Origin of the sequence: Nocardiopsis synnemataformans (assembly GCF_965343085.1) — a bacterium.
GTDB lineage: Bacteria > Actinomycetota > Actinomycetes > Streptosporangiales > Streptosporangiaceae > Nocardiopsis > Nocardiopsis alborubida.
In genome coordinates, this window is the sequence record NZ_CBDRFA010000073.1 from 1 (window position 1) to 24,854 (window position 24,854).

Annotated in this window: 32 protein-coding genes; all 32 read right to left on the minus strand. The window is 68.7% G+C overall.

Annotated elements, in window-relative coordinates; genetic code table 11:
• Window positions 1-3,560 (minus strand): RHS repeat domain-containing protein (locus ACSIH6_RS30920; RefSeq protein WP_435111869.1); only part of this gene is annotated, 3,560 nt, incomplete at its 3' end.
• Window positions 3,557-7,612 (minus strand): hypothetical protein, encoded by a 4,056-nt coding sequence (locus tag ACSIH6_RS30925; RefSeq protein WP_435111870.1) that lies wholly within the window; start codon window positions 7,610-7,612, stop codon window positions 3,557-3,559. The genes ACSIH6_RS30925 and ACSIH6_RS30920, both read right to left, overlap by 4 nt.
• Before the next feature lie 160 nt (window positions 7,613-7,772).
• The gene (locus ACSIH6_RS30930) at window positions 7,773-8,222 is read right to left on the minus strand and encodes a hypothetical protein (protein ID WP_435111871.1); all 450 of its coding nucleotides are present in this window, start codon (window positions 8,220-8,222) and stop codon (window positions 7,773-7,775) included.
• On the minus strand, window positions 8,219-8,758 hold the full coding sequence (locus tag ACSIH6_RS30935) for a hypothetical protein (RefSeq protein ID WP_435111872.1): 540 nt from the start codon (window positions 8,756-8,758) through the stop codon (window positions 8,219-8,221). Before ACSIH6_RS30935 ends, ACSIH6_RS30930 begins: the two co-directional genes overlap by 4 nt.
• Window positions 8,758-9,165, minus strand: coding sequence for a hypothetical protein (locus tag ACSIH6_RS30940; protein WP_435111873.1), 408 nt, complete (start codon window positions 9,163-9,165; stop codon window positions 8,758-8,760). Before ACSIH6_RS30940 ends, ACSIH6_RS30935 begins: the two co-directional genes overlap by 1 nt.
• 85 nt (window positions 9,166-9,250) lie before the next feature.
• Entirely contained in the window at window positions 9,251-9,967 is a 717-nt protein-coding gene (locus ACSIH6_RS30945; protein ID WP_435111874.1) for a hypothetical protein, read from the minus strand.
• Entirely contained in the window at window positions 9,967-10,227 is a 261-nt protein-coding gene (locus ACSIH6_RS30950; protein WP_435111875.1) for a hypothetical protein, read from the minus strand. Before ACSIH6_RS30950 ends, ACSIH6_RS30945 begins: the two co-directional genes overlap by 1 nt.
• Before the next feature lie 8 nt (window positions 10,228-10,235).
• Window positions 10,236-10,652, minus strand: a complete 417-nt coding sequence (locus ACSIH6_RS30955; protein ID WP_435111876.1) for a hypothetical protein — start codon at window positions 10,650-10,652, stop codon at window positions 10,236-10,238.
• 1 nt (window position 10,653) lies between these two features.
• The gene (locus tag ACSIH6_RS30960; RefSeq protein ID WP_435111877.1) at window positions 10,654-11,316 is read right to left on the minus strand and encodes a hypothetical protein; all 663 of its coding nucleotides are present in this window, start codon (window positions 11,314-11,316) and stop codon (window positions 10,654-10,656) included.
• Between the two features lie 11 nt (window positions 11,317-11,327).
• Entirely contained in the window at window positions 11,328-11,594 is a 267-nt protein-coding gene (locus tag ACSIH6_RS30965; protein WP_435111878.1) for a hypothetical protein, read from the minus strand.
• Window positions 11,594-11,950: a hypothetical protein gene (locus tag ACSIH6_RS30970; protein ID WP_435111879.1), complete on the minus strand. Its 357-nt coding sequence runs from the start codon at window positions 11,948-11,950 to the stop codon at window positions 11,594-11,596. The genes ACSIH6_RS30965 and ACSIH6_RS30970 overlap by 1 nt, the downstream gene beginning before the upstream one ends.
• Window positions 11,947-12,291: a hypothetical protein gene (locus ACSIH6_RS30975; protein ID WP_435111880.1), complete on the minus strand. Its 345-nt coding sequence runs from the start codon at window positions 12,289-12,291 to the stop codon at window positions 11,947-11,949. The genes ACSIH6_RS30970 and ACSIH6_RS30975 overlap by 4 nt, the downstream gene beginning before the upstream one ends.
• A 60-nt stretch (window positions 12,292-12,351) precedes the next feature.
• Window positions 12,352-13,869, minus strand: a complete 1,518-nt coding sequence (locus tag ACSIH6_RS30980) for a phage major capsid protein (protein WP_435111881.1) — start codon at window positions 13,867-13,869, stop codon at window positions 12,352-12,354.
• A gap of 92 nt (window positions 13,870-13,961) precedes the next feature.
• A complete protein-coding gene (locus tag ACSIH6_RS30985; protein WP_435111882.1) occupies window positions 13,962-14,834 on the minus strand; it encodes an HK97 family phage prohead protease in 873 nt (290 codons plus the stop codon).
• The gene (locus tag ACSIH6_RS30990; RefSeq protein ID WP_435111883.1) at window positions 14,831-16,273 is read right to left on the minus strand and encodes a phage portal protein; all 1,443 of its coding nucleotides are present in this window, start codon (window positions 16,271-16,273) and stop codon (window positions 14,831-14,833) included. The genes ACSIH6_RS30985 and ACSIH6_RS30990 overlap by 4 nt, the downstream gene beginning before the upstream one ends.
• The gene (locus ACSIH6_RS30995; RefSeq protein WP_435111884.1) at window positions 16,273-16,533 is read right to left on the minus strand and encodes a hypothetical protein; all 261 of its coding nucleotides are present in this window, start codon (window positions 16,531-16,533) and stop codon (window positions 16,273-16,275) included. Before ACSIH6_RS30995 ends, ACSIH6_RS30990 begins: the two co-directional genes overlap by 1 nt.
• 10 nt (window positions 16,534-16,543) lie before the next feature.
• Window positions 16,544-18,025, minus strand: a complete 1,482-nt coding sequence (locus tag ACSIH6_RS31000) for a terminase large subunit domain-containing protein (protein ID WP_435111885.1) — start codon at window positions 18,023-18,025, stop codon at window positions 16,544-16,546.
• Window positions 17,928-18,209: a hypothetical protein gene (locus ACSIH6_RS31005; RefSeq protein WP_435111886.1), complete on the minus strand. Its 282-nt coding sequence runs from the start codon at window positions 18,207-18,209 to the stop codon at window positions 17,928-17,930. The genes ACSIH6_RS31000 and ACSIH6_RS31005 overlap by 98 nt, the downstream gene beginning before the upstream one ends.
• 133 nt (window positions 18,210-18,342) lie before the next feature.
• The gene (locus tag ACSIH6_RS31010) at window positions 18,343-18,834 is read right to left on the minus strand and encodes an ATP-binding protein (RefSeq protein ID WP_435111887.1); all 492 of its coding nucleotides are present in this window, start codon (window positions 18,832-18,834) and stop codon (window positions 18,343-18,345) included.
• 4 nt (window positions 18,835-18,838) lie between these two features.
• Window positions 18,839-19,120 (minus strand): HNH endonuclease, encoded by a 282-nt coding sequence (locus tag ACSIH6_RS31015; RefSeq protein WP_435111888.1) that lies wholly within the window; start codon window positions 19,118-19,120, stop codon window positions 18,839-18,841.
• Window positions 19,121-19,537: 417 nt separating this feature from the next.
• Window positions 19,538-19,756: a helix-turn-helix transcriptional regulator gene (locus ACSIH6_RS31020; RefSeq protein WP_435111889.1), complete on the minus strand. Its 219-nt coding sequence runs from the start codon at window positions 19,754-19,756 to the stop codon at window positions 19,538-19,540.
• Between the two features lie 11 nt (window positions 19,757-19,767).
• The gene (locus ACSIH6_RS31025; protein ID WP_435111890.1) at window positions 19,768-20,124 is read right to left on the minus strand and encodes a hypothetical protein; all 357 of its coding nucleotides are present in this window, start codon (window positions 20,122-20,124) and stop codon (window positions 19,768-19,770) included.
• A 146-nt stretch (window positions 20,125-20,270) separates the two neighbouring features.
• Window positions 20,271-20,771: a GNAT family N-acetyltransferase gene (locus tag ACSIH6_RS31030; RefSeq protein WP_435111891.1), complete on the minus strand. Its 501-nt coding sequence runs from the start codon at window positions 20,769-20,771 to the stop codon at window positions 20,271-20,273.
• Entirely contained in the window at window positions 20,772-21,263 is a 492-nt protein-coding gene (locus ACSIH6_RS31035) for a GNAT family N-acetyltransferase (protein ID WP_435111928.1), read from the minus strand.
• Window positions 21,263-21,667, minus strand: a complete 405-nt coding sequence (locus ACSIH6_RS31040; RefSeq protein WP_435111892.1) for a hypothetical protein — start codon at window positions 21,665-21,667, stop codon at window positions 21,263-21,265. The genes ACSIH6_RS31035 and ACSIH6_RS31040 overlap by 1 nt, the downstream gene beginning before the upstream one ends.
• 111 nt (window positions 21,668-21,778) lie before the next feature.
• Window positions 21,779-22,066 carry a hypothetical protein gene (locus tag ACSIH6_RS31045; RefSeq protein WP_435111893.1) on the minus strand — a complete coding sequence of 96 codons (288 nt, stop codon included), beginning with the start codon at window positions 22,064-22,066 and terminating at the stop codon, window positions 21,779-21,781.
• A 14-nt stretch (window positions 22,067-22,080) separates the two neighbouring features.
• Window positions 22,081-22,347 carry a hypothetical protein gene (locus ACSIH6_RS31050; RefSeq protein ID WP_435111894.1) on the minus strand — a complete coding sequence of 89 codons (267 nt, stop codon included), beginning with the start codon at window positions 22,345-22,347 and terminating at the stop codon, window positions 22,081-22,083.
• Window positions 22,344-23,252: a hypothetical protein gene (locus ACSIH6_RS31055; RefSeq protein ID WP_435111895.1), complete on the minus strand. Its 909-nt coding sequence runs from the start codon at window positions 23,250-23,252 to the stop codon at window positions 22,344-22,346. The genes ACSIH6_RS31050 and ACSIH6_RS31055 overlap by 4 nt, the downstream gene beginning before the upstream one ends.
• A 39-nt stretch (window positions 23,253-23,291) precedes the next feature.
• Entirely contained in the window at window positions 23,292-23,603 is a 312-nt protein-coding gene (locus ACSIH6_RS31060; RefSeq protein ID WP_435111896.1) for a DUF7352 domain-containing protein, read from the minus strand.
• Window positions 23,600-24,184, minus strand: a complete 585-nt coding sequence (locus ACSIH6_RS31065; protein ID WP_435111897.1) for a hypothetical protein — start codon at window positions 24,182-24,184, stop codon at window positions 23,600-23,602. Before ACSIH6_RS31065 ends, ACSIH6_RS31060 begins: the two co-directional genes overlap by 4 nt.
• A complete protein-coding gene (locus tag ACSIH6_RS31070; RefSeq protein ID WP_435111898.1) occupies window positions 24,181-24,600 on the minus strand; it encodes a hypothetical protein in 420 nt (139 codons plus the stop codon). The genes ACSIH6_RS31065 and ACSIH6_RS31070 overlap by 4 nt, the downstream gene beginning before the upstream one ends.
• Complete coding sequence (locus tag ACSIH6_RS31075) at window positions 24,600-24,854, minus strand: hypothetical protein (RefSeq protein ID WP_435111899.1); 255 nt, start codon at window positions 24,852-24,854, stop codon at window positions 24,600-24,602. Before ACSIH6_RS31075 ends, ACSIH6_RS31070 begins: the two co-directional genes overlap by 1 nt.

Genomic DNA, 24,854 nt, shown 5'->3' on the forward strand with positions numbered 1-24,854 from the left:
AATCCGAGCGCGTTGTGGTCGAGCTGGCCGAGGATGGCGTCGTCTAGGACCAGGAACGCGGCGCGGGTGGCGGACTGGAGCGCGAAGGTCGTCGTCCAGTTGTCGGGAGAGATCTCGTGCTGGATGCCGCGGACGAAGCAGTCGCGCTCGATGAGCACACCGCCGCCGGGGGGTCGTCGGCGGATCCGGATGCGGTCGCCGATCTCCAGCCCCAGGGCCATCGGCATCGCGCGGCCGGGGTCCGAGCGCGCGCTCAGGGTCAGCGACTCAAAGCGCAGCTCCGGCTCACTGCTCTGGTAGAGCAGGTAGTGCGCGTAGTCAGCGGCCGCGGCGTCGGTCTCCAGCAGTAGGCCCGAGGCGTCGTAGGTGCGGCCCTGGTACTGGGCGATGGACTGCTCGTCGGTGACGACCTGTTCGATGGCATCGTCGCCCTCGCGGGCGGCCTTGATGATGTTGGCCAGCTGCTCATCGTCAGCGGTCAACGTGAGGCCCTGGTAGCGGACCTCCCCCTCGCGGTCGCCGAAGAGCGCCTGGGGCTGGATGCTGCGGAAGGCCGTACTGATCGCCGTGCGGTTGCGGAAGGTCACCTTGCCCGCGCCCGACATGTACAGCTCGCCGATCTCGGAGGCGGTGGCGTCCTGCATCTGCTCCAGGGCGGCGCCTTCGAGCAGGGTTGCTTGCAGAGTGCTGTCGCCGGTCGCGATGTCGCGGTCGCCGTCCGGCCATTCGATGGCGTCCAGCACGCGGGTGATGCGGGCCCCGGCGTCCTCGCTCGCGCCGACCGGGGTTTCGACCGCGGTGAGCTCGCGCTGGTTGAGGACCTTGAAGGCGTCGGTGAAGGTGACCTCGACCGTACTCTCATGAGGGTCGGACCAGGTGATCGGCCAGGCGTCGGCGTAGCCGCGCACCAGGTCATAGACCCGGCGGTTGGGAACGAAGTCTTCAGGGACGACCCCGGGCACAGCCTGGACGCCGTTGAGATAGCCGACCACGGTCCCGTCCGCCACGGAGTTGTCGGTCCAGATGGAGATCTGCACTCCGTAGAGCACGGTGTCCGTGGCCACGGTGCCGGTGAGCTGCACGCGGTGCCAGGTGTCGGGCTCGGTCGGCAGGGTGACGAACTCGGTGGCCACGGCGTCGGTGAGGCCGCCTCCGCGGCCGCCGATGGAGATGCCGGTGATCTGCTCGAAGACGGCCGAGGGCAGGTAGATGTAGGCGCTGATGGTGACCGGCTCACCCTCGGCGATGGTGCCGCCGATGAAGCCCGAGGAGATCGCGGCCGCCGCGTGGGCGTCCAGGGCGTTGGAGGTCACGCGGGTGATCTCCAGGGCCCGCGGTCCGAAAAGAAGCACGGGCGGGGCGACGGCCGCCAGGGTCGTCTGCTCGTTGGGCTCCCAGCCCTCGTAGCCGTCGGCGAAGTCGGGGTTGACGACGAGGTTCGTGGTCGAGCCGTACTCCGCGCGGATGCGCATCGGGCGCATAGAGGTGACCTGGGAGCGGCCGCCGCTGGTGTAGGGGCCGTCGACGTTGGTGGGGTCGAAGCGCCGGTCGGTGTTGTCCAGGACCAGGGTGCACGACCCGGCGTCGTAGGTGACGACCGGGGAGGAGACACGGTCGGAACCGCGGCTGGTGCTGGCCGCGCGCACGTAGGGACTGATGTCGGTGAAGGTGGTCGCATCCGCTAGGACGTTGGTGTCCAGCCGACCGCGATCGGCGTCGTCCAGATGAAAGACCAGGCCGCCGTCGGAGGTGGAGAAACTGGCCTCGACGATGAGCGTGGGCATGCCGGGGAAGGCGCCCTCTACTCCCGAGGGGTCCGCGGATTCCGCAGGCGGTGGCGCCTGGCCTCCGTCGCGGTACTCCACCAGGGCCCACAAGGTGGTCACCCGGCGCTGCACGGTCGCCGAGGTCACCGTGGTGTAGCCGATCTCGATCCCGTCCAGCTGGGCCGGGGTCCAGCGCTGTTCCTCGCTGGCGTCCGGGTCCACCTGGGAGGTAAGGGTGTACAGGTGCGCGTCGCTGACGCCGTGGGTGACCCACCCGTTGAGCGCGCAGCTCAGCGTGGACCCGGTGAGCGTGGTCCCGTCCGGGCTGGTCAGGGTGAGCGCCAGGTCGCGGGTGCCGGTGTCGCCGAGGGAGCCGACCCGAGCGCCGACCTGGACCAACAGGACCTCGTCGGTGTCCAGCAGAGCGGGCGGGCGCGGCGTGAGGGCGAAGGAGTCGGCGGCCGCGGCGGCGCCGTTGGCCGAGTGCCAGGCGTAGCTGGCGGAGTCGTCCGGGCTGATCTCGCGCACCGTCTGCCAGGTGTCCCCGCCCGTGGTGCTGCGCCACTGGGAGAGTGCGCCCGGGCCCGCCGGGCGCAGGTGGATGATGCGGCCCTCGCCGGGCCAGGTCTGCTCGCCGTCGCCGTTGACCGCGCAGTCGTCGATGTACAGGTCCGTCGTGGCGGGCGAGCACACGCCGATGCGGAAGCGGTTGACGTTCTCACCGATGGTGAGCAGGGCGGCCTCGGCGAACTCCACGCCGTCCAGGCGCGCGGAGGCGCCGGAGTCCAGCGGACCCACGCGCAGCTCGACGCGGTGCCAGGTCTGCGTGGTCAGGGCCACGGAGTCCGACCCGATCTGCGCGCCGGCGATCTCGTCGTCGTCCCACAGCTGCAAGGTCCCGCTCGCGGTGAGGCGCACGCTGGCCACGACGAGGTTGGCGTCGTCGACGGCCTGGAGGAGGGAGGTGGTGACGTCGGGCAGCTCGGCGATGAAGACGTAGGCGCGCAGGTACCAGGGGCTGGTCTCGGTGGCCGCCACCCGGTGGGAGATGAAGGCCGTGTCCTCGCTGGTGTGACAGTGCAGGGCGGCCTGTCCGGATCGGACGATGTCCGTGGAGATGGCCACCTGACCGTTGCCGCCATCGCACTCCACTCCGTCCAGCAGGCTCTGAAGCTCGAACCCGCAGGACCACACCCGGTTCTGCGCCAGGATCGGCGTCGGGGTGGGGCGCAGCAGGATGGCGGTGGCGGCCATGACGCCGGGCTCCGCCGCGGCCAGGGTGTGCGGGGCGGTGGGGCCGGTGGCCGTGACGGTGGTGTAGGCACTGGCGATGGAGCGGGGCAGGGTGGTGATCGGGATCAGCGCGTAGGGCCACGCCCGCTCGGTCTCGTCCCAGTGGAACCCGAAGGCGAGCAGGACGTCCCCCGCTTCGGCCTCCACAGACGGCAGGTCGATCGCCGAGACGTCCCCGGCGCTGGCGTGCGCGGTGGCAATGAGCTCCACGCCGCGCCAGACCTGGAGCTCCACGAAGTGCCAGTGGTCTCCGGACCAGGTGAAGGTGTAGCTGTTGGGCTCGTTGGCGGCGTCGCGGGTAGCCACCCAGTTCGCGACCTGGTTGCCCTCGAACTCGTGCGTGGCGACCAGCTCGAACTCGGCCGGGGCCGTGAGGTCGCGCTGGTCGTTCGCGGTGACTAGCGCGACGAGCAGATCGCCGTCCTCGGCCTGTACAGGTACGTCCACGGTGACCTCGGCGAGGAAGCCGCCGGCGGTCGCGCTGGCGATGTAGTGACTCACGAGCGCCACCGCTTGCCGCTGCGCTTCTCGTAGGCCTGGATGCTCTCGACGACGGCCTTGCCGACCTCAGCCGGGTTGCCGCCGGGGCCCACGGTGACGTGGATCTGGTAGGTGGTGCCGCCCTCCCCCGCGGGGGTGATGTGGGCGCGCGAGCCCATGGTCAAGTACTCGGGGCCGCGCTCGCCGACCTTGTACGTGTGCCCGGGGTGGACCTGCCCGCCCAGGGCTCGGGCGGTGGGCCAGGTCAGGCCGAGGCCGACGCCTTCGCGCAGGGCCCGGGTCAGGCCGGGGGTGTGGGCAAGGGCGTTCTCGCGCCGGTCCTGGTCCAGGATGCCGAGGACGCCGCCGCGGGCGTAGCCGTTCCACTTCGAGCGCAGGATGGCGGTGGCCGAGTTCATGTAGCCGGTCTGCTTGCGGACCCGGTTGGACTCGTTGCCGCCGATGGTCTGCTTGCGCGCGGCGTCGGAGACGATGTTGATGTGGCCGTTGCCGCGGTAGGTGGCCAGGTCGCCGTCGCGCGCCGAGCTCTTGGGGACCTTGGTCATGCGGCTGTTGAAGGTGGCCACGGCCGCGGACCAGGTGTCGTTGATGGCCCCCTTCGCGCCGGCGTCCTTGAAGATCTTGGACACGAACATCGCGCACCAGGGCAGGCCGGACATACCGAAGGCCCTGGTGAACTCGTTGTTGGCGTCGTTGCCGCCGAAGTTGCCGATCTTGGAGGAGGCCAGGTTGATGACCTTGTCGGCGTTGCCGCCGGTGAGCAGGGCGTCGAGCGGCTTGAACTTGTCGAGGATCTTGCCGACGAAGTGGCTGACCACGTCGACGGCCATGCCGCCGAAGCCCGTGCTGCCGACGGCCTCACGAGTACGGTCGACGAAGGGGTTGAGGGTGCCCTTCGCGATGCTGTAGAAGCCGTCGCGGAAGTTGTCGGCCGCCCCCGACAGGAAGCCGGAGACCGCGCCGAGGATGCCACCACGCGAGAAGCCGGGCTCGTGGAACTGGTCCAGCGACTTGCCCGCCATGGCGGCCCGGTTGACCGCGAACAGCCGCGCCCTCTCGCGGGGATCCTTCATCGCCTCGGCGACGTAGACGCCCTCACCGCGGCGCATGGGCACGAGCTGGTCGTCGCCCTGGTGATAGGTGGAGTAGCCGGGCAGCACGCCACCGCGCGCCAGTCCACGAGGAATGGACATCTTGTCAATTTCGGAAATGCCCGGGACCTTTTCCGCGACCTTATTCCAAACGGCTACAATTCCCTTGTTGTACACCGTGTCGATCACGAATTTAATCGGCGCTCCGGCGGCACTTTTGACTTTCTGCCAGGCCGTTTTGATGGCGTCCTTCGCCGTTTCGAAGGCACCCGCCACCTTGCCGACGGCTTCTTTCACGGCATTGAACGCGGGTTTGATCCCAGAATTCCAGACCGTGGAAATGGTCGCCTTGATTCCATTCCAGGCCGGGACTATTACGTTATTCCAGAGCCACCGGAAAATAGGACCGAGGACATTGGAGATAAAAGCATTGATCGCTGAGAACGCGGGCTTGATGATCGAGTTCCAAGCCCAGCTGATCGCCGCTCCGATTCCCCGAAAGGCGGGCGCTATGACGTTGTTCCACAACCACAGGACGACCGGCACCAGAACGTTTTGCACGTAGGCGATGTAGAGCCTGATCACCGGCATGATCACCTTGTTGAAAACCCACGAGATCACTGCGCCTATGGCAGAGAAAGCTGGCTGGATCACGCCGTGCCAGAGATTCATCACCGCTGGCTGGAGTGTGTTCTGCCAGAATCCAACCAGTGCCATCAGCGCGGGCTTGATGCCATTTTCCCACGCCCATAGAATGGCGAGCTTGATGCCTTCCCAGGCTGCGGTGACGACTGCCCTAAAGGTCTCGGAATGCCGCCAGGCAAGGAGAATTGCGCCCACCAACAAAAGGACTCCGGCAATGATGAGCCCAATAGGGTTGGCGCTCATCGCTACATTCAAAAGCCATTGCACGGCGGTCCAGGTGCGCGTCGCCACCGTAATGGCAACCTGAGCGACCTTCTGTGCGATAAGCGCGACCTTGGCGGCGGTCGCCTTGACGGCGACCTTGCCGTACTCCAGCGAGACCCGACCCAGGTTCGCGGCGAACGCCGCGGCGCTCCGTGCTCCGTTGGCCATCGCCGACCCGGCCTGCGCGGCCTTGGCCTTGGTCGCCTCGATGGCGACCCGGCCGTACTCGGTCGCGGTCTTGCCGACCTGGGTGGCGAACTCGCCGACCTTGCTCGCGCCGGTCATGATGGCTTGACCGGCCTGGGCCGCCTTGGCCTTGGCGGACTCCCGTGCGACCCGGCCGTACTCCATGGCCGTCTTGCCGACCTGGGTGGCGAACTCGCCGACCTTGCTCGCGCCGGTCATGATGGCCTGACCGGCCTGCACGGCCTTGGCCCGGGCCGCCTCGACCGCGATCTTGCCGTACTCCAGCGCGGTCTTGCCCAAGTTCGCGGCGAAGCTGCCGACGGTCTTGACCCCGGTCCAGATCGCCGAGCCCGCTTGGGCGGCCTTCGCGGCGAGGGCCTTCGCGGCGATCTTGGTGTACTCCCAGGCGACCATGCCCAGGGTGCCGACGAACTGGCCGATGCCCTTGATGCCGCTGGCCACGGAGCTGCCGAAGGTGCGCAGGGCCGCCCCGGCGCGCGAGGCCCTGGAGGCGTTCTCGCCGAGCGCGTCGGAGCCCTTGACCAGGCCGCCGATGAAGCCCGCGGTGCCGCCGACGACACCGAGCATGCCGCCGGCGAGCACGCCGACTCCGCGGACCAGGCCGAAGACCCCGGTGAGCAGACCGGTGACCTTGCCCAGCAACGGGGCCAGCAGGATCGACCAAGCCAGGAACTGGGTGACGGCGGCCTGCGTCTCCGGGCTCAGGCTGTTGAAGGCGTCGGCGATCTGGCCGATGACGTCGGCGATCCCGGGGAGGATGGAGAGCAGGTCCTCGGCGATCCCGACGAGCAGCTCGAAGGCGGTGGCCAGGTCCTCCTGGCCGCTCGTGCTGTTGGCCCAGGTATCGAAGCGCTGGGTGAGCTGCTCGATGGTGTCGAGCAGGGACTCGCCGTCGGCGGAGGCGGCGCCGAAGACACCGCCCAGGCCGCCGCCGAGGTTGCCCGCGATGCGCGAGAGCTGACCCAGGACCTCGCTGGCCTTGGCGACCGCGCCCTCCATCTTGGCGGCGCCCTCTTCGGTGGTGAGCCAGGCGGCCGCGGCTTCCAAGCCTCCGGCCGCCCACTCGTTGAAGGCCGTCACCATGGGCAGGCCCGCCTTGACGAGCTCACCCAGCACGGTGATGAGCGGCGGGACAACCTTGCCGAAGGAGTCGGTGGCGGTGGCCGTCTCGGTGAAGATGTCGGCCATCTGGCCGCGGAAAAGCTCGGTGCCCGCGGCGGCCATGGCCTCCTTGGCCACACCGTTCAGGGACGCCGCGACCGCGCTCATCCCCGACTCCAGCTCCGGGGCGGACTCCTTGGCCAGGCTCTTGAGGTCCTCGCCCAGGCCGGAGAACAGCTCCTCCTGGACCGCCTCGCGCACGGGCTCGAAGCCCTCGCGGATCCCCTGCCAGGAGCGGACGAACTCCCGGGCCGCTGGCGACAGGTCCTCCAAGGCCTCGGCGAGCGCCTCGGCGTCCTCGTCGGCGACCGCCTTCATCGCCTCGCCGACGCCGCTCAGGCCGACAGCGAGCGTGGCCGCGGCCGCACCGGCCGCACCGGCGGCCGCAGGCAGGGCCAGCAGGGCGCCCGAGGCGGGACCCACGGCCGCGCCCAGGGCGGTGACCGCCGAGGCCGCGCTGAGGATCGCGGTCGGCTTCAGGGCGATGGAGGCGCTTTGACCGAAGGCGTTGATGCGCCGGTCCAGGTTGCCGATGGACTTCTCGGTCCGGTTCATCGCCTTGGCCGTGCGGGCGTTGAACGTCTCCAGCCGTTTCTCCAGCTGGGAGACGTTCTTGGCCGCTGCGGCCAGTGGCTTGCCGAGCTTGTTCAGGCCCAGCAGGGAGAGGGTGACAGTGCGGCCCACGGCTCACCCCCGCCCTGGTCAGGTCATCTGCGTCTGGACCGGGCGGCGTCGCGCTTTTCTTCGGCGATGATCTTGTCGATCTGCTCGCAGAAGTCGAGGAAGACGTCCGCCGGAAGGTCCTGGGCGGTGAGGTAGGTGATGCCGAAGTGCTCGTGGAGCCTTACGGCGTAGGTGCGGAGCTGGCCATCGAGACCTCCGCGCTCATCGGGCCAAGCCCGACGCCAGGGGTCGTCGGCGGGGTGGGGACGACCGCGGGCGGAGTAGGGGCTTTTCCCTCACTGCCGCTGCTCTCCGCCAGTGCGGCCGCGGCCTGCACCTTGATCTGCTCGTCCTCGTCGACCTCGAAGGACAGGGCGGGCACGCCCGGGCGTGGGGTGTCGCCGATCTCGCAGTCGATGTCGTCCCAGGCCACGGCCTTGCCCTCGCGCCGGTGCAGGACGTAGAGCATCGCGGTGATGGCGTCGGGATCCATCTCCTGGAAGCCCTCCAGGAAGCCCTTGATGGTCAGCCCGGTGCGCTCCTTGATCAGGCGGGCTTCGGAGAGGGTGGGCGCGCCGGACCACTCCCACTCCTGAGTGGGGGCGTCGTGGTGCATGAGCTTGATGATCATCGTGTCTTGATCTCCTTTTCGAGGTCAGCGGCGACGTCGACGACGATGCGGTCCGCTGCTTCGCGCATCGTGGACAGGTGCGGTTCGACGGCCTTGTAGAAGAACTGGTGACGCGGCTGGAGCTGGACCCACCGGTTGCGGTCGCCGAAGATGGGGTGGCGCCAGCGGTTGAAGGGCGACTCGCCCTCCATGTAGGAGGCGAGGTTGCGCCGGTCGTCGGGCATCTTGTCGGGGCGGATGCTGATCTCGGCGCCGACGAACTTGCCCTGGGCACGCATCTTGAGCGTGGTCGCGCGGGCGATATCCGAGCGCAGGGAGCGGCGGCCGCGCCGCTTGTTCTGGCCCTTGCTCGGGATGCGGCGCACCGCGCCGCGCACGGCCGGGACCGCGGGCTTGAGGACACCGCGCAGCTCCTTGGCCAGGCGGCGGCGCAGCTCCTTGGCCTTGGGGCCGCCGTAGGCGCGCAGCGCCTTCTGGAGCTGCTTGAGGTTGCCGAACCCCTCGATGGTGACGGGGTCCCGGCGGCCGCGAGCCATCAGCTCACAGCCCGGGCCAGGGTGCCGTTGCCCGGGAAGCTGACCGAGGTGGTGGCCAGGTCGCCGACCGCGCCGTCCAGCGGGGTGTACTCGGTGATGAGCACGGACCCGGAGTACTCGGGGTTGGTCTCGGAGACGGCGGCCGAGGTGGGCTTGAGCGTGAAGGCCACGGTCGTGCCCAGCAGCGGCCACAGGGTCTGGTCGATGGCGGACGCGGCGAAGTCCTGGTTGAACTCCACGTCGATGGAGAACGACTTCAGGCCGCCCAGGCGCGAGCGCCAGTCGTCGCCCATCGCGGTGTCCTCCAGCTCCTCGGCCTCGACACTGATGGTCACGGACCGAGTGAAGTCGGACAGGTTCACCGAGTTCAGTACGAAGTCGGCGTCCTTGAAGGAGAAGCTGGCCATGGCAGAAATGCCCCCTGACATGCGAAAAGCCACCGCGATGGGTGGCTTGGGTGAAGGGCCGAGCGGCCGGAGAGGAGAAGGGTGGCTACTGGATGCCGATCACGCCGGCGACCGTGTGCTCGCCGGTGATCGCGCTGACGTTCAGCCGCCAGTAGGTGTCGGTGATCGGGCCCGCCACGCGCGCGGCCCAGGTACCACCGACGGCGCTGACCGGCCCGAGGGTGGCCCGCGTGGTGGGGTCGGCGAAGCCGACGGTGTCGTCGGACTCCACGGTCACGGTGATGGTCGTCCCGGCGGCGAAGGTGTGCAGCGCCGCGTACAGGTACTGGCCGTCGTCGACGGCGCCCGCCTGGACGATGGAGCCGAGCTGTCCGGTGGCGTCCACCGTGGTGGTGGAGGCGAGCAGGCGCCCGCGCACCAGACCGGAGTGGCCCTCGCTGCCCGAGAGCGCCATGGAGAAGGGGCAGGCCTCGCCGACGGCGCCGAAGGCCTCGTAGGAGAACTCCGCGCCCTGGTAGAAGTAGGCGACGCCGCCCTCGTCGCCGGTCGGGCTGAAGGTCGCCGCCAAGCCGGTCTGGCTGAGGTTGGTGAACATCTGCTCGTCCGGCGCGGCCTCCCAGAACCCGGCGGTCTCCGAGCTCGCCGAGCGCAGGCCGCCGATCCGCTTGCGCCAGCCACCGGCCCCGAAGGGGGTGACGTCGAGCTCCTCCACCTCGGTGGTGAGGCTGACCGAGTTGGAGTGGCCGGTGAAGTCGTAGCCGCCGACCCAGACGGTCGCGTCCAGAAGAGCGAAGGAGGACATCAGTCCTCACCTCCCTCGGCGTCCGACTCCTCGGGCGTCTCGTCCTGCTCGACGGCGGAGGCGGTGATGACGTGTTCGCCCTGGGCCAGGCGGGCCTTGGCGCCCTTGCCGCGCCGGACGCCGCCGGGCTCGGGCAGGGGTGCGACGTGACCACCCCGGATCAGGGCCGAAATGTTCACTGCGGCGGGGTTCAGGTCGACGGTGCCACCGGGGTCGACTCCCCCGACCTGGCTCCCGCCGACGACCCGGTATCTGGGCACGAGCCCTCCTACTTGCCTCGGGTGTGCACGACCAGGCGCAGGACCGCGCCCACGTGCTCGATGTCGATGCTGGTGAAGCGCGCGTCGTACTGGTTCATCCGCGAGACGTGGGCGTCCACGTCGGGCAGGCCGAGCGTGCGGTTGAGCCAGATGTGCTGGCGGATGGACCGGTCGCCGTAGCTGGCGACGTACTCATCCAGCGCGTCCTGGGCGATCCCGGCCTCGGTCAGGGAGACCAGGACGTAGAGGTCGAACTCCCAGGTGTCGGTGCCCCGGCCCATCGACACGGTGTAGTCGGCCTCGGACGGGGTGACGATGACGCACGGCAGCAGCGGGGAGTCCGGGACGGTCTTGTACGCGACCAGGTCCTCCAGCTGGTTGAGGGTGTCGGCCAGCGCCGCGCGGATCTGGGTCAGGGACGCCATGTCACACCCCCAACAGGCCGATACGGACGAAGGGGTGCAGGAGCCCGACCACGTCGGGGTCGTAGCGGCCGATGCGCACCACGCCGAAGTCGCCGAAGCCGGCGACACCGAAGGGCGCGTCCTTGCGCCGGGCCAGCTGAGCGGCCTTGAGGATCGTGGCCTGTTCGACGTCGTCGGGCACCTGCGACCAGCCGAAGGTCGCCGTGACCTGAATGCGGCGGCGCCGGTCGCGCACCGCGCGGAGCCCGCGGCTGTCCAAGGTCCGGCCTGTCAGTGGGACCGGGAAGCGCCGGGCGCCGACGGCGGCCAGGCGCCACCAGGCGTAGGCCTCGCCGTCGGCGTCGGCGTTCTCCGGCTCCAGGACGTAGTCCTCGTCCAGCGTCCAGGTGTTCTCGTAGACGCCGTCGCCGTCGTCGTCGGTGGCCACCGCCAGCCCGGTGGTGGTGGCGATGTCGTTGACGTCGATCTCGATCGCGTCCTCGGCGCGGTAGTGCCGCACCGCGGGCTCGGGATCCTGCCAGAACCGGCGGCCGCAGTAGCGGTCCACCGCGCGCGAGGCGGCGTTGACGGCGCGCTCCAGCAGGGCCTCGTCCATCTTGGTGCCCGGGTCGGAGAGGTGGTCGCGCAGGTCCTGGGTGGAGCAGTAGCCGTTGACGACAGCCATGACCTACCGCCTCAGGCGAACGTGACCGTGGCCAGCGCGCCCGCGCCGACCAGGGTGAGATGGATGCCGCCGGAGCACAACGCGTCGGTGACCTCGGCCGACGCGGTGGCCCCGGCGGCTGCCGCCACGGTGAGCACGGTGGCGCCGGCCGCACCTCCGGCGCGCACCTCAACCGTGGCGGCGGCTTCGGCAGCCGTCACGACCAGCTCGCGCAGGTAGGCGCTGGTGGTGACCACGTCGCCGGTAGCGCTGACCTGGACGATGCGACTGGGGTTCATCAGCTGCTCCGATTCCGTCCGCCGCGGTGCTGTCGGTTGCGGGCCGGGGTCTTGGCGCGCTCAGGCTCCACGGACTTCTCCGCGGCCGCGTCGTCCTCAGTGGGCTTCTCGTCCTCGGAGTCGGACTCCTTCTCCGTGGGCTCCTCGCCCTTGGGGTCGGATTCCTTCTCCGTGGCCGCGTCGTCCTTCGCTGGCTCGGCGGATTCCCCGACGCGCGCGATGACGCCGGGCGAGTCCCGCAGGACCCAGGCGGCGTCGGCCTCGTCCAGGTCCACGGTCGTGCCGGTATCCCACGGGCCGAAGCGTCGGCCGTCCCGGGTTGCCGTGTAGGGGTGGTTGACGACGTAGGCGGTCACGACGACGCCCCCACCAGGCCGTACCAGCGCGCACCGTCGCACCACACGAACGCGGCCTCGGCCTGCGTCGGGGTGCACACGGTGGTGCCCGCGTCGTCGCGGATGGTCAGGACCTCCGCGGCGTCGGCGGTGTTGGCGATGTAGAGGTAGGCGCCCTCGCACCCGGCCTCTGCGGGCAGGTCGACGTTGCGTCCCGCGCCGCCGGGGTCGAACGCCAGGGCGTTGTAGGTCTCCACCTCGTCGGCGGTGATGACCCGGGCACCGGCCAGGGTCTCGTTCGGCTTGGCCGAGAACCGGCTCGCGCGAGCCGACGGCCAGGTGGCGATGCGTTCCCTCGCCATGGGGTCCTCCTCCATGCGAAGGGCCGAGCCCCAGTGGAGCCCGGCCCTACCCGGTCGTCGTTACAGGTCGATGTTGTAGAGCACGTCGGTGTGCTCGATGCCGGACGCCGCCCCGGTCGGGGTGTAGCGGCCCAGGCCCACGCGCGTCGACCAAGTGATGAAGTTCTGCTGGGTCCGGATGTCCCGGTCCGTCTCGACCATCATCTGGCTGCGGGTGCCGACCACGTATCCGCGCCGGTTGAAGGAGACCAGCTGGCCCTTGGTGTTGTTCGCCGCAGTGGTGGAGACCTTGCCGTCGGCCTCGGTCTTGGACACGTCCATGGACGCGATCAGCGGGTGGTTCAGGATGCGGGCCTGCTGGCCGTTGAGCACGGTGGCGCGCTCCCCGATCTTGTCGACGGTGAGCGCCTCGTCGATGAAGCTCGCGGCGTCGGCGGTCTCGGGGTCGGCGATGTAGACCAGCTCGTCCGAGTCCAGCGGGTGGGACCAGTCGTGCTTGTGGGCCGCGTCGAGCATCCGGCCCTTCTGGGCCTTGAAGTGGTTGAGGGTGATCGCCCCGCCCACGTTCGCCGCGTTGGCCGTGTTGTCCACCAGAGAGGAGTGACGGATGCCGTCGAACGCCAGGTAGTACAGGTCGTCGTCGGGGTTGGCGTCGTCCAGGTTGATGTTGCCGGTCGCGGCGTTGGTGGTGTCACCGTTGAGCAGGATCGAGTCCATGTGGTGCGCCCACGACCGGGTGGCCTCGTCCCGCAGGAAGGGCAGGAACGGGATCAGGGAGTCCTCGTCCAGCTCGTAGCTCCAGATCTGGAGCATGAGCAGCTTCTTGGCGTCCACCTGCACCCGGTTGGATCCGGTCTTGGTGGAGCCGTAGCTGGCTGCGTCGCTCGTGGTGGACTCGCCCACGAACTTCACCGTGGGCAGGGTCGCCTGGACCGGCAGGTGGGCGGTGGGCGCCTCCATGTGGAAGGAGTTCACCAGGCCGAAGACGCGAGCCTGGGCCTGCGCGCCGCGCCAGAGCTCGTTGACGTACTGGGCACCGATGAGCTGCTGGCCGTAGCCAGACTCGGCGGTGTCCATCGCGCGCACCGCGCGCTCGTAGCCGACCGGGTCGATCCGGCCGTCGCGCAGCATCTCCGAAAGCTGCTGGTGGCCGCGCGAGCGGATCACCGCGGCATCCTCGTAGCGGCCCTCAGAGACGGCCTTGAAGGTGTTGGCCAGCTCCTCGCTGGGGCCGTTGCCCATGCCACGCTTGCGCGCCGCCAGGGTGATGTCGTGCAGCATCTCCACGTCGGAGACGCTCAGACCCATGCGCGCGTACTTGGTGCCGACCAGCTGCTCGGAGGACTTGCCGCCACCGAAGCGCACCTTGCGCTGCACCTCGGGGTCGTTGAGCATGCCCTCCAGGTTCTCGCGGATGAAGTTCTTGATGGCCTCGTCCGAGCGCAGCAGCTCCAGCACGTCCTCGCTGGGCAGGCTGCCCCGCACGGACTCGGTGGCCTCGTTGATCTTCTCCTCGTGGGCGGTGAGTCGCTGCCGGATCTCGGCCGCCAGCGCCTCCATGGTGAGCGTGTCGCTCATGCTGGACTTCCTTTCCATGCGAAAGGCCACCCCGTGGGGTGGCCTGGGAGTTGGGTGTGGAGGCCGCGAAGCGGCTGGTCCGGGAGTGGTCTCTAACCGAAGGCGCCGAGCAGAGCTGCGGCGTCGGCGGGATCGAAGGCGGGGACGCTCTGGGCCGCCTGGAGCTCTTCCAGCTTCTGGGCGTGGACGTCACGCTCAGCCTTGATCGCGGCGAGCTGGGAATGCGCTACATGCAGGCGCTCGGCGTAGTCGTCGCGCTCGGCCAGCGCGGCGGTCAGCGCCTCGGGGGTCGGCCCCTCGGAGACGTCCTCGACGGGGGCCTTGGTGAGCGGACCCATCGCGAGCGAGCGGGCGATAGCCGCGGCCAGGGTGACGGGGTCGGCCTGGCGGATGAGCTCCTCGGTGACCTCCACCGAGCGCGTCAGCTGCTCGGCGTTGCGCAGAACCCGCACGCCGAGGTCCGGCGGCAGGCTCGCCACGAGGTTGGCCCAGTCCGAGCGCAGACCCCGGCCCGACTCCACGACCGCGCTCGCGTCCATGGGGATCGGGACGGCGGACGTCTCCAACAGCTCCCAGTCGGTGGCCACGCCGCCGCGCCAGTAGTTGTCGGCCTCGTTCTCCCACTCGTTCACGTCGAAGCCGATGCTGACGGCGTTGAGGAAGCCGCCGCGGTACTTGCGCTCGACCTCCATGGCGAACTCGTCATCGGGGTCGAACTCGATGTCCATCATCAGCCGGTTGCCGTCGGTCTCCACCGTGGGGGCCCGGCCGATCGGCAGGGACTGGCGCCCCCAGTAGGAGTGGTTGTAGCCGATCACCGGGTTGGCCCGGAACCGCTCCAGTCGGGCGCCGCTCATACGCAGGTCGATGCCATCGCCCTTGCGACCTTCCGTGGCCGCCACGAAGCGCAGCGGCTTGCCTTCCTCAGCGCGCTCCAGGTGGGCGCGCACGTACCCGCGGTTCATCGCGGACTCCCTATCTCGTTGAATGCGGCCAACACCTGGTTCCAGGCGCGCTCGATGTCGAGGGGCTCCTCGTCGTCCTCGCCCTCGTTCTCGCCGGGCTCTGGCTCCTCGACGGGCGGCTCTTGCTCGTCCTCGCTGGGTTCCTCGGTCAGCTCCTGGGCAGGCCCTTCGGCCGACTCCTGGGCTGGGACCGACTCCTCGTCGGAGACGGCGAACTTGTTCGCGGGCGCCCACCACACATCGCCCCACGGCACCGCAGGCATGCCCTTCTTGGCCCGCCACTCGTTGATGGTCATCGCGCCGGCCTCCATGGCCTGGCGGTCGCGACCCCAGATGTCGGACTCTGCCTCCTGGAGTGCGGGCACCGACTCGTAGTTCCAGGCGACGTGGGTGGTGGAGCGGTAGCCGAACTGGCTGCCGAACATCGGCAGCAGCTGCTCGGTGATCTCGTCGGCGCGCAGGTCCGCGTCGGGCACCAGCGCGTGCGCCCACAGGATCTGCTGGTACTCGCGGGCGTTGCTCAGGGTCGCGTACTTGGCGTCGTTGAGCAGGGGCGTCGGAATGCCGTAGGCGTTGCCCACATCCCGCAGGGTCAGATCCAGCCCCTCGACGAACTGGGCGTCCTGAGGCGTGACACTCAGACCCTTGAGCTGGGCCTCGTAGCGCAGCACCGCCCACCTGTGGGCGTTGTCCACGCCCTTGAAGCGCCGGGCCAGGTCACGCTCCAGGTCGCGCGCCTGCTCCGCGGTGAAGGTGGCCTTGTCCGTGGCGGGCACGACCACTCCCCCGGCGAGCAGCCCGTTCTCGAAGAGCTTGGCATTGGCGCGCATCATCGAGCTGGCGGTGTCAGCGGCCAGGCGCGCGGCTGCCAGCGGGGAGAGCGGGGAGAACTCGTCGTTGGGGTTGGGGTAGCGGAACCAGACGATCTCGTCAGGACGGAACCGCACCGGCTGTCCGCCGTAGACGGGTTCGTAGATGAACTCGGAGATGTACTTCGTCTCGTGGACAACGGGGCGCACCCGGTCGGCCTTGAGCCACCAGATCTCCGAGGGCGTACCCGAGGAGTCGCGCTCCACCGCCCAGAACGACTCGCCCCAGATGCCCATGGCCATCTCGTCCATCCGGATGAGGCGCCGCAGGGTCCAGTGGGGGTTGACGCGCTGGAGCAGGTCGTAGACCGGCCCCTTCTCGATCTGCTGCTTCTTCGCCCCTCGCCCGGCGTACAGCCGCAGCTCCAGGGACGACATCAGCCGGGCCCGCAGGCTCACCGCGGCGTACACGTGCGCCGAGGTGGCGACGTAGTCGCCGTACTCCTCCCCGCCAGCGAACCGCTCGTCCTGGTGCCCCCAGTAGTCCACGCCCGGAGGCGTGGCCACGCCGCCCACAGGCCAGGCGCGTTCGCCGCGCATGTGCCGGGAGACGCGGTCGAGCAGACCCATCAGACACCGCCGTGGCGCGGCGTCGAGGCGTCCTGCCAGCCGACCGCCACCGCGGCGGCCGCCCACCGCGCGCCGTACCCCACGGCCCACAGCACAGCGGCCACTCCGGTGAGCAGGCCGCGCGCGGCCGTGCCCAACAGCCAGCCCAGGCCGTACAGCATCGCGGCGAGCAGAGTGAGCAGGGTCCGCCCCAGGTGCGCCGGGCTCCCGGCGCGGGCGGAGATGCGCGCGAGCGGGACCTTGTTGAGCATCGCGACCACGGCCGCCTCCTCACGCCATCAGCGAGCCCTGGAGGGCCTCGGGTTCGTCGGGAGCCTCATGGGCCTTGATCGTGTGCCCCCAGCGGGCGAGGGTGACGGCCACCAGCGGGGAGATGTCCGCCGAGGTGGACTCGCGGGCCCAAGCCCAGGAGTCGCCGAGCTTGCGCTTGGTCGCCGCGGCCACCGCGGCGTTGAGCGGCGCCGCGTTCTGGTGGCGCGCCCGGTCGTTGACGAGGTCGTCGTACAGGGCGCCGCAGGCCTGCGCCATGTCGGAAGAGGTCGCCTTGAGGACCGTCACGTCCTCGGCCTCCAGGTCGGGAATGAGGCTGGCGGCCGGGCCGCGGCCGTCGATCACCACGGCGCAGGGGCCCCACTTCTCCACCAGCTCCACCAGGCGCTTGACCATCCACCCGGTGCCCGCGCGGTGGTCGATGACGCCCAGGTGCATGGCGCCGTCGCTCCTCAGGCCCGCGACGCCGATGGAGCCCGAGGTGCGCTCGGGGGTGATGTCGGCGGCGAAGGCCACCGGGTCCAGCGGCGCCGATCGGGCGTCGATGAGCTCTTCCCAGCGCTCCTTGGAGATGACCTTCCAGCTGGAGGCGTCGGCCACGTAGTCGCCCACGCCCAGGCGCTCGCGCAACCATTCCCGGCGGCCCAGCGCGGTGCGCTCGCTGGCGATGAACTCCATGTTCAGACGGATGCCCAGGCCGGGGTTGGCCTTGGCCCAGTTGACCGGATCGTCGGGGTCGTCGTGCTGCGTGCAGCCCTTCGGGCAGAACTCGTCGCACCCGTCGATCGACCACTCCAGGTACGCCAGCCGCTCGGTGTCCCCGGCCAGGGCCCGGCGGCGCACGCGCGAGATGGCCTCGCACGGGGCGAGCGTCTTGTCCGCGGCCGACGTGGTGTACCAGACCTGCGGGTTGGGGCGGGCAGCCAGGGTCGGCAACAGGGCCGCCATGTGGTCGTCGCCGAGGTTGTAGGCCTCGTCGAAAATCACTAGATCGCCACTGAAACCGCGGCCGCCGCCTCCGGTGCGAGTGGCGAAGAGCAGGCGCTGCCCGCCGTGGAGCTCGATGCCCTCCTGGCCGTGGGTGTGACTGACCCGCTTGATCCGCCGGTCCAGGTCGGGGTTGGCCTCGTGTAGCCGCAGGATCCGCCGGAAGGCCTCCTTGGAGGTGCGGAACTCGTGCGCGGTGTGGGTGATCAGCTCTTCGCCGAACAGGTGCAGGCCGGCCAGCTCGCGGGCCTCGATCACCGACCCCTTGCCGTTCTGGCGGCCGACCAGCAGGCCGACCTCGAACGCCGCCCAGGTGCCGTTCGCGCGTTCCCCCAGGGAGTCGTCCAGGGTCAGGCGCTGCCAGGGGTCGAGCTCCAGTCCCGCGGTGGCGGCGAGCTCAATCGCCTCCTGGCCCGCGCTGCTCATCCGCGGCGGGCTCACGTGCACGCGCGGCGTCTGCGCGCCGAGCAGCACGGCGGGCGGCGAGATCGTCAACGCTGTCCCTCCTGTCGGCGTCGGGCAGCTCGTCGATCTCGCGCAGGACCATCATGAGCTGGCGCGAGAGGGGCGCGACCTCGTTGGGTTCGGCCGCGTCCAGGGCGGCGCCGATGCGGTCGCGCAGGGCTTCGAGGGAGCGGCGACGATCACCCTGCGTGACGATCTCCGAAAGGCTGTCCATCGCTCCCCCTGACCTGGAAAAACTCTCGGGGAAAAATGCGAGCGAGGGGCGATCCGGGGTCAGCCACGGTGACAGATCGTCATTTTTTAGGGGGTACCCCTCACCGAATGTGATAGGGGCAGGTGGCATCCGGTCACCAGTCCCGCGAGGTGTCGGTGGCCTTCGACTCCCACGGCTCACCGGCCGCCGCGGCGCCAGCGCCCGGTGCGGCGCCTTCCGCCTGCGCGCGCTCGCGGGCCGCGTACCAGCGACCCACGGCAGTGAGCACCCCGGGCGGCCGCTCGGCCTTGCACCTGGCCTCGACCACCGATCGACCCGGGTCGATGGTGATCACCTTCGCGTCGTGCTCTGCGTACAGCGCCAGAGCCTTGGCGTTGGGCTGGCTGTGGATCAGGTAGACGTCGTGCTTGCGCACGTGGCGCAGCGCCCCGTTGATCGCGCCCTGGCGCGCGCGCCACACGACGTCGGCCAGGTGCGGCGGGTGTGCGTGGGTGGAGGCGCCATTGCCCGCGAGCGACTGGGCCATGCGGTCGTAGTCGATCACGATGTCCTCGGCCTTGGCCTTGCCCAGGACCCAGGTGGTCTTGCCCGCCGTGGGTGGACCGGTGATCACATACAGGGTCATGGGATCACCAGGGCCGCGAGGTGTCGTGCACCTCGGGCATGTGGCCCGTGCCCTTGCGGGAGTTGCACGAGCGGTGCATGGGCTGGAGGTTGGTCGGATCCGTGGGGTCGCCGCCCGCGTCGAGCGGGATGATGTGGTCCGCGGTCCAGGCCATCGGGTCGTTGTGGTGCAGGGTCAGGTCGATGACCCGCCCGCAGTAGGTGCAGACGTCGCCGCCCGGCATGGAGCGCAGGCGCGCGGCCGCACGGACGAAGGGGCGACCCGAGCGTCCCCTGCTTCGACCCATGTTCACCCTCCGTCCAGTCCACGGCCGCGTGTCTGGCGGGCTGGAAGTGACGTCTGTGTGAGAGGGTGATTACGCAGGTCCCAGATCAGGGCGCCCGCACGTCGAGGATGTTGTCCGGTAGGGCAGGGGGCCTTGGCGTGCGGGCCCGGAGGCCGCCCGGGTACCGCCTACCCGGGCGGCCGCACCCCGCCTCGCGTGGGGTCCGGTCGCCCACCGCCGCCGCTCGTCCCTCCAGGAGGTGAGGGGCGAGCCACGCGACGGGGACCAGCGGTGATCACAGCCCGCATAGATGCGACCTGCAAAAACCGGAGACCCTAGTGACGATGTGTCACATAGGCCTCAGTGTCCAGGAAACGAAAAAGCCCGGGAGCGGGGGCTCACCGGGCACACTGGACGCGTCTTCAGTTTCGGCCTTGATCAGGCCGATGTCAACTCCCGGGCCGGAAGTGGCGGCGGTGGCGGAGGAGTCCCTCCTTCCGGGCAGGCCGGGAGCTCGTTCAGATTCCACAGCGCGCGCCCCTTCCCGCGGGTGCCGTACTTGGTCACCCGCCCCTCGTGGGCCCAGCGGTACAGGGTCGTGCGCGGGCGGCCGGTATAGAGCTCGGCGGCCTCAGTGTCGACCAGTCGGGGCTGCATCACGTTCCTCCTCAGGGCTGAAGCGGGTTGAGGTAAGCCCAAACCGAGAAGAGCGCGCTGGCGATCCCGAGTCCCAGTCCAACCCAGGCGATGGCGGCCATACGCCAGTTGTAGTCCTTGGCGTCCTCGTTCTGCGTTGTCAGAGTGTCGATGACGAAGGTGAGCTGAGTCGAGTGCCACTCATTCCAGGCAAGCGCCTCTTCTTGGGCGCGCTCCTTGACCTCCGGTTCGGAGTTCTCGTAGACCTTGATGTACTCACTGGCCTGTTCGGGTGATAGCTTGCGCAGCTCCGGATCGGCCTCAGGGTAGGCATGCGACAAAGACCGCCAAACCCGGTCGCTGAACTGACGAGCTTGCTCGTCGAACATTTCCCGCAGAGGGGCAGCGAGAGTATCGGCGAGTGGCTGTGTAGCCTCCTGAATGGGCTTGAGTAGGGCGCCTCGGGCTGCTGGTGATAGAATCGCCCACGAAGGCGAGACTCTCCGTCCTTGCGGGTTCTTGTTTGCCACAGGGGTCACCCTTCCAGTAGCGACGCCAGGGGCATCCCCCAAGCGGCATGCTCATCATCGCCAGGGGCCAGGTCCACGAACCCGAGGGTCTTGAAGAAGGCCAGGCGCCCTTCGACGCCGTCGTTCTCGTCCGGGAGCATGAACATCCAGGTGCACCCGGCGTCAGCACAGGCCTGAGCGAAAGCGCGCGTCAGAGCGCGGCCAACCCCCATCCTGCGGGCCGAGGCGTCCACCACGAGGTAGAGCCCGTTGCCATGGGGCTTGGGATGAACTGGATCCGTGCCGGGGCCGATGTAGTGGCTGTCGGTCTGGCCCTCGATCCAACCGAGGATCCTGCCGTCGGAGTCCTCCGCAACGAAGATCGCGTGCTCCTCCACGGGCCTGTCCATCTGGTAGTTCGTCACGTCGAAGTGGGGTGCGTTCTCCTGCACCAACTCGACGATCGCTTCGTAGTCGTAGTACCGGACCTCGCGCACACGGAACTCCGGGTCGATCAGGCGAAGCATTCAGTGCCCTCCGAGGATGCGAATGAGTGGAGCAGCCATCGCCGGGAAGCGTTCGCTGGGGTCGTTCACAGCCGTGAGTCCGACGGACTCGAAGAAACGCACCCGTTCTGTCGGGTCGTCGGTCTCGTCGGGCAGGAGGAACATCCATTCGCACCCCTGGGAGCGAGCCCGCTGGGCGAACGCCTCCAGAAGCGCGCTGCCGACCCCTCTCCTGCGCATGGCAGGACTGACCATCATGGCCTGGACGTAGCCGTGGGGCTCCGGGAAAATCGGGTCCGCGCCGGCCCCCCTGTAGGCGCCGTCCACGAGTCCCTCAAGCCAGCCCACGATGGCACCTTCGCTGTTCTCGGCCACAAGAACGCAGGTCTCTCCGGGGAGCAAACCCCGCATGTAGATGTCGACCTCGAAGAGCGCGTCGTTGCTTCGCACGAACGAGTAGACAGGCTTGGCATCCCTCTCGGTCGCCTCGCGGATGCAGCAACCGACAGGCATCACGCCCGACGGCACTCCTCCACCTGCTCCGGAGTCCACCCGATCCACTCTGCGACCTCCTCTGCTGGCGTGGCTTCCTGGGCCAACCATTCTTCCAGCGCGTTGCACAGGCTGGCCGGGAGTCCCCCGGTGGGCTCCACCACGGGCGGACTGGCGGTCTCCCAGATGTAGTCCCTGTCGAGCCAGTCCTCGTCTCCCCGAATCAGGTCCGCTTCAGCTTCGGTCTCGTGGCCCGTTAGCAGGACCTGGTTGGTGCGCGCATCGGTGATAACTCCGGTGTCGTCGATCACGACGACACGCAATCCCTCGGTGGCGAGTTCATCGATGCGCCGTAGGACAGCGGCTTCGTCTCGGCGCCAAGCCAGCAGGATCTTGCGCACGTGCTGTTGCGTGGTGCTGTTCATCGGGAGCTCCGAGAGTGCGGGACCGGAAGGCCGAGCGAGGAGACAGGGCCGTGGCCTTCCAGTTTTCCAGCTCAGGGGAAGGTTCGGAGGGCTTTCAGCAGTCTGAGGTTGCTACTCATCGACGGCGGGGGGCGCACCGGCTCCCCGGAAGGAGACGGCGCCGGACGGGTCGAGGCGAGTGAGCCACAAGGACGCCGAGTTCCCGTTCGCCAGGGTGATCGTGCAAGGTTCACTTGAGTCGAAGCTGGCGGCCAGGGCGGCGGTCTCTGTGGTGGAAGCGTGACCCATCCATTCCCCGGGGCTGTTCTGGTAGAGCTCGATGTCGAGCTCTACTTCGGTGCCCGCGGGCGTGGTGATCGTCGCCAGGCCGGAATACTCGTACACGGTCGTTCCTCCCATGTCGGATGGGTGCGTCACTGCCAGAAGCCGGGATTCTGCGCCATCCCGACCGCCGCTCGCACTGGCTTGCAGGGCCAGGTGGTGCACTCAGAGGATGCGCACTCCGTGCGGCTCTCGTCAGGAGCGTGTTCGGCGAGCATGTTGTGGACCTGGGTCCAGCCCGCTTGCTGAAACGAGTTGGCCGTGCGGTCCTCGCGTGCGTTGTCCGCCTTGACGAGCATCAGTCCGTAGACGCGACGTGCCTCGTCTTCGGTGGCATCGAACATGGACATCGCGCTCACACCTTCTTCAGCACGTTGGTGTTGACCCACTGCACGATCAGGATCGCCAGGTGCAAGACCGCCTCGGCCTCGTGCTGCTCCTGGACGCGGGCGCTTGGTCCACCGGCATGACGCGACTCATGGTTCTTCCAAAGGAGCTCCATCATGCCAATGAAACGTTCCACGTTCTCCTTTTGCTTGACAGCATCACCAATCTCCAGGGACCACTCGTCATTTTTGGCCTGAGCACGTAGATCTCCCATTGCCATTCCGAGAGTTGGCACTTTCTGGTTTGGTATGACCAGAGGGTTGATCACTGCCTCGACGGCTTTGATCGACTCCACATAGGACTGGTCCGGATTGGGGCTCCGGCCGTAGGCGTGCACCCAGGCCGACTCCAACAGAGTTGCTGCATTATCTGGAGCCTGCTCTCGAACCCTGTCAAAGGCAAGCTGAGATGAAGCTTCGACGCGCCGCACAAGACGGCGAGTGGGTAGGTCAAGCCGCAGGAAGGAGCCGCTGCGAGACAGAATTTCCTCAAGCTCAAGAAGTTGCCGGTAGAGCTTGCGTACATGGTCTGGCTCGTTGGCCATATTGACACCTTTTACTAGGCGCCCGTCTAGTATTTTCCCGTATCGGTGAAGCTGAGTGGCAGCATCAACTGCATCCAGTAGATCTTCGTCCTCGGCAGCACGAATTCTTGACATGTAGCTGCTACTTCTTGTGAGCCTCCAGCGCAGTTCAAGAACGACATTCCGAGAGAGCTTTTCATCCGACTGCAAGAAGAGGTCAAGCCAATCGCGAAGAGCAGGCTCCATCCACTGAGGAACGCCCTCAAAAAGGGTGTCGTCAGCCGGCTCTCCGTCCAGGCGGGCTCCCAAAGGATGAAAGAAGCGTGTGTTTTCGGCAGGCGTGTCAGCGCTCATGAGTCAAGGCTAGTGGCCAGGGGCGACACTCGCGCGCCCTCACCCCGAGCGGGCGTTCGTCCACTCCAACAGGTGCCAGACCAGTAGGCCTCCAGGGACAATGGCGGTGCCGCGGTACGTGTGCCGACCCTCGGGCAGCAGGAGGCCGGTGCCGACGACGCGGAACTCCCGGTCGACACCGTCTCTCCCGTCGTCGGTGGACATCGCCCACAGCTCGACCGCGTTGGCGCGGCGAGCGGCGACGTGCAGGATCTCCCCGGAGAGGCGCAGAGTGTGCCACCGGTCGTCGACGGGCACCTCGTAGCGGAAGATCGTCGGCCGGTCAGGCTGTCCACTGGCGATCTGGATCATGAGTGTCCTCCCGCGGAGACGAAGGTGAAGGGCGGCGCGACGCCCGCGTTGTGCCGGACGGCCGCGCGCAGGGCGAGCTCCAGGCGCCCCCGCGGATCCAGGTCGGAGTCCGCAGTGGCGTACAGCGCGCCGAGCGCCAGATCGGATCCGCAGCCGACCGCGGCGTAGCCGTCGGCCGCCTCGCCCACCTGGTAGTCGCTGTCGACGATGAAGAGGCGGCCGCAGGTGCCCACCAGGAAGGTCCCGGTCTCCTCGATGCCGGACTCCTCCCGGGCCCATCCGGCCTCCTTGAAGGTCTTGCGCATCTCGTCGACGAAGGTCGTGCACATGAAGCGGTGCAGGTCCACTCCCTCGGGCACGACCGGCGGCGAGAGGTGGTATTGGAGGATCTGCCCCATACGGAAGCTCGTGGTGTAGCCGATGACCCAGTGGTCGGGGATCTCGGGGCGGCCGACCTCGCGTTGGGGGTGGGTGAAGACCTTGACGTCCTTGCGGATCGTCAGGGAGTAGCCGCCCACGCCCGCGGCGTCTCCGGCGAGGTGGACGCGACCTTCGTGGACGAGTCCGGCGATGGCGGTCACGAGTTGCCTTCCAGGGTGGCGGTGATGTGAGCAGCGAGGCGGTCAGCCCACTCCTCGTCGATGACGTCGTCGACTTCGTCCAGGCCGTAGTTGCCGAAGTCGAAGGACCGGACGGCGGCCGCGACCGCCGAGGCGAAGGCGTCCCCGGTCATGTAGGTCTGACGGAACTCCTCGTCCTTGCACCGACGCAAGCCGCTGGCGTCGCGGATGACCCAGTCGCCGGCGTGGAGACCGACCCAGGTGGAGTGTCGGTCCTCCATGACCTGCGCCGTCCACTCGGGGTCGTCGACGTACTGGCGGTCCTCGTCGCCCACGGCGTCGAAGTTGCCCTTGGCGAACGCTCGCATCTGCTGGACGTTCTCGCCGGTCCACTGCCTCGCCGCCACGGCGGCGGGTCTCGTGCGGTGGGTGTACATCAGTGCTCGTCTCCTGCGGCCGAAAGCGACGCTGCGGCGTTGGTCGCGGCGGCCTCGCGGGAGGGCGTCCTGCGTGTCGGCTCGCTGCGCAGTGAGCTCAGTCCGAGGCGCTCCAGCCTCCACCAGATGGGCGCGATCTCGTTGTCGGGGTCGTTCTGGCGGGCCGCCCTGGCCGCGGCGCGCAGGGCCTCCAGTTCCTCGTCGGTGAGCACGAGGGTGTGCTTCTGGATGGTCTGGGTTGTCAGGTCTGCCAT

Excerpts from the sequence above, each read along its gene's own strand:
- ACSIH6_RS31060 (WP_435111896.1), bottom strand. The coding sequence starts at position 23,603 with ATGATCCAGATCGCCAGTGGACAGCCTGACCGGCCGACGATCTTCCGC.
- ACSIH6_RS31035 (WP_435111928.1), bottom strand. The coding sequence starts at position 21,263 with ATGCCTGTCGGTTGCTGCATCCGCGAGGCGACCGAGAGGGATGCCAAG.
- ACSIH6_RS30965 (WP_435111878.1), bottom strand. The coding sequence starts at position 11,594 with ATGAACCCCAGTCGCATCGTCCAGGTCAGCGCTACCGGCGACGTGGTC.
- ACSIH6_RS31025 (WP_435111890.1), bottom strand. The coding sequence starts at position 20,124 with ATGTTCGACGAGCAAGCTCGTCAGTTCAGCGACCGGGTTTGGCGGTCT.
- ACSIH6_RS31030 (WP_435111891.1), bottom strand. The coding sequence starts at position 20,771 with ATGCTTCGCCTGATCGACCCGGAGTTCCGTGTGCGCGAGGTCCGGTAC.
- ACSIH6_RS30975 (WP_435111880.1), bottom strand. The coding sequence starts at position 12,291 with ATGGCGAGGGAACGCATCGCCACCTGGCCGTCGGCTCGCGCGAGCCGG.
- ACSIH6_RS30985 (WP_435111882.1), bottom strand. The coding sequence starts at position 14,834 with ATGAACCGCGGGTACGTGCGCGCCCACCTGGAGCGCGCTGAGGAAGGC.
- ACSIH6_RS30940 (WP_435111873.1), bottom strand. The coding sequence starts at position 9,165 with ATGGCCAGCTTCTCCTTCAAGGACGCCGACTTCGTACTGAACTCGGTG.
- ACSIH6_RS31010 (WP_435111887.1), bottom strand. The coding sequence starts at position 18,834 with ATGACCCTGTATGTGATCACCGGTCCACCCACGGCGGGCAAGACCACC.
- ACSIH6_RS30960 (WP_435111877.1), bottom strand. The coding sequence starts at position 11,316 with ATGGCTGTCGTCAACGGCTACTGCTCCACCCAGGACCTGCGCGACCAC.
- ACSIH6_RS31015 (WP_435111888.1), bottom strand. The coding sequence starts at position 19,120 with ATGGGTCGAAGCAGGGGACGCTCGGGTCGCCCCTTCGTCCGTGCGGCC.
- ACSIH6_RS31040 (WP_435111892.1), bottom strand. The coding sequence starts at position 21,667 with ATGAACAGCACCACGCAACAGCACGTGCGCAAGATCCTGCTGGCTTGG.
- ACSIH6_RS31005 (WP_435111886.1), bottom strand. The coding sequence starts at position 18,209 with ATGGACAGCCTTTCGGAGATCGTCACGCAGGGTGATCGTCGCCGCTCC.
- ACSIH6_RS31070 (WP_435111898.1), bottom strand. The coding sequence starts at position 24,600 with ATGTACACCCACCGCACGAGACCCGCCGCCGTGGCGGCGAGGCAGTGG.
- ACSIH6_RS30980 (WP_435111881.1), bottom strand. The coding sequence starts at position 13,869 with ATGAGCGACACGCTCACCATGGAGGCGCTGGCGGCCGAGATCCGGCAG.
- ACSIH6_RS31055 (WP_435111895.1), bottom strand. The coding sequence starts at position 23,252 with ATGAGCGCTGACACGCCTGCCGAAAACACACGCTTCTTTCATCCTTTG.
- ACSIH6_RS30990 (WP_435111883.1), bottom strand. The coding sequence starts at position 16,273 with ATGGGTCTGCTCGACCGCGTCTCCCGGCACATGCGCGGCGAACGCGCC.
- ACSIH6_RS30935 (WP_435111872.1), bottom strand. The coding sequence starts at position 8,758 with ATGGCTCGCGGCCGCCGGGACCCCGTCACCATCGAGGGGTTCGGCAAC.
- ACSIH6_RS31020 (WP_435111889.1), bottom strand. The coding sequence starts at position 19,756 with ATGCAGCCCCGACTGGTCGACACTGAGGCCGCCGAGCTCTATACCGGC.
- ACSIH6_RS31045 (WP_435111893.1), bottom strand. The coding sequence starts at position 22,066 with ATGGGAGGAACGACCGTGTACGAGTATTCCGGCCTGGCGACGATCACC.
- ACSIH6_RS30955 (WP_435111876.1), bottom strand. The coding sequence starts at position 10,652 with ATGGCGTCCCTGACCCAGATCCGCGCGGCGCTGGCCGACACCCTCAAC.
- ACSIH6_RS31075 (WP_435111899.1), bottom strand. The coding sequence starts at position 24,854 with ATGGCAGACCTGACAACCCAGACCATCCAGAAGCACACCCTCGTGCTC.
- ACSIH6_RS30930 (WP_435111871.1), bottom strand. The coding sequence starts at position 8,222 with ATGATCATCAAGCTCATGCACCACGACGCCCCCACTCAGGAGTGGGAG.
- ACSIH6_RS30945 (WP_435111874.1), bottom strand. The coding sequence starts at position 9,967 with ATGTCCTCCTTCGCTCTTCTGGACGCGACCGTCTGGGTCGGCGGCTAC.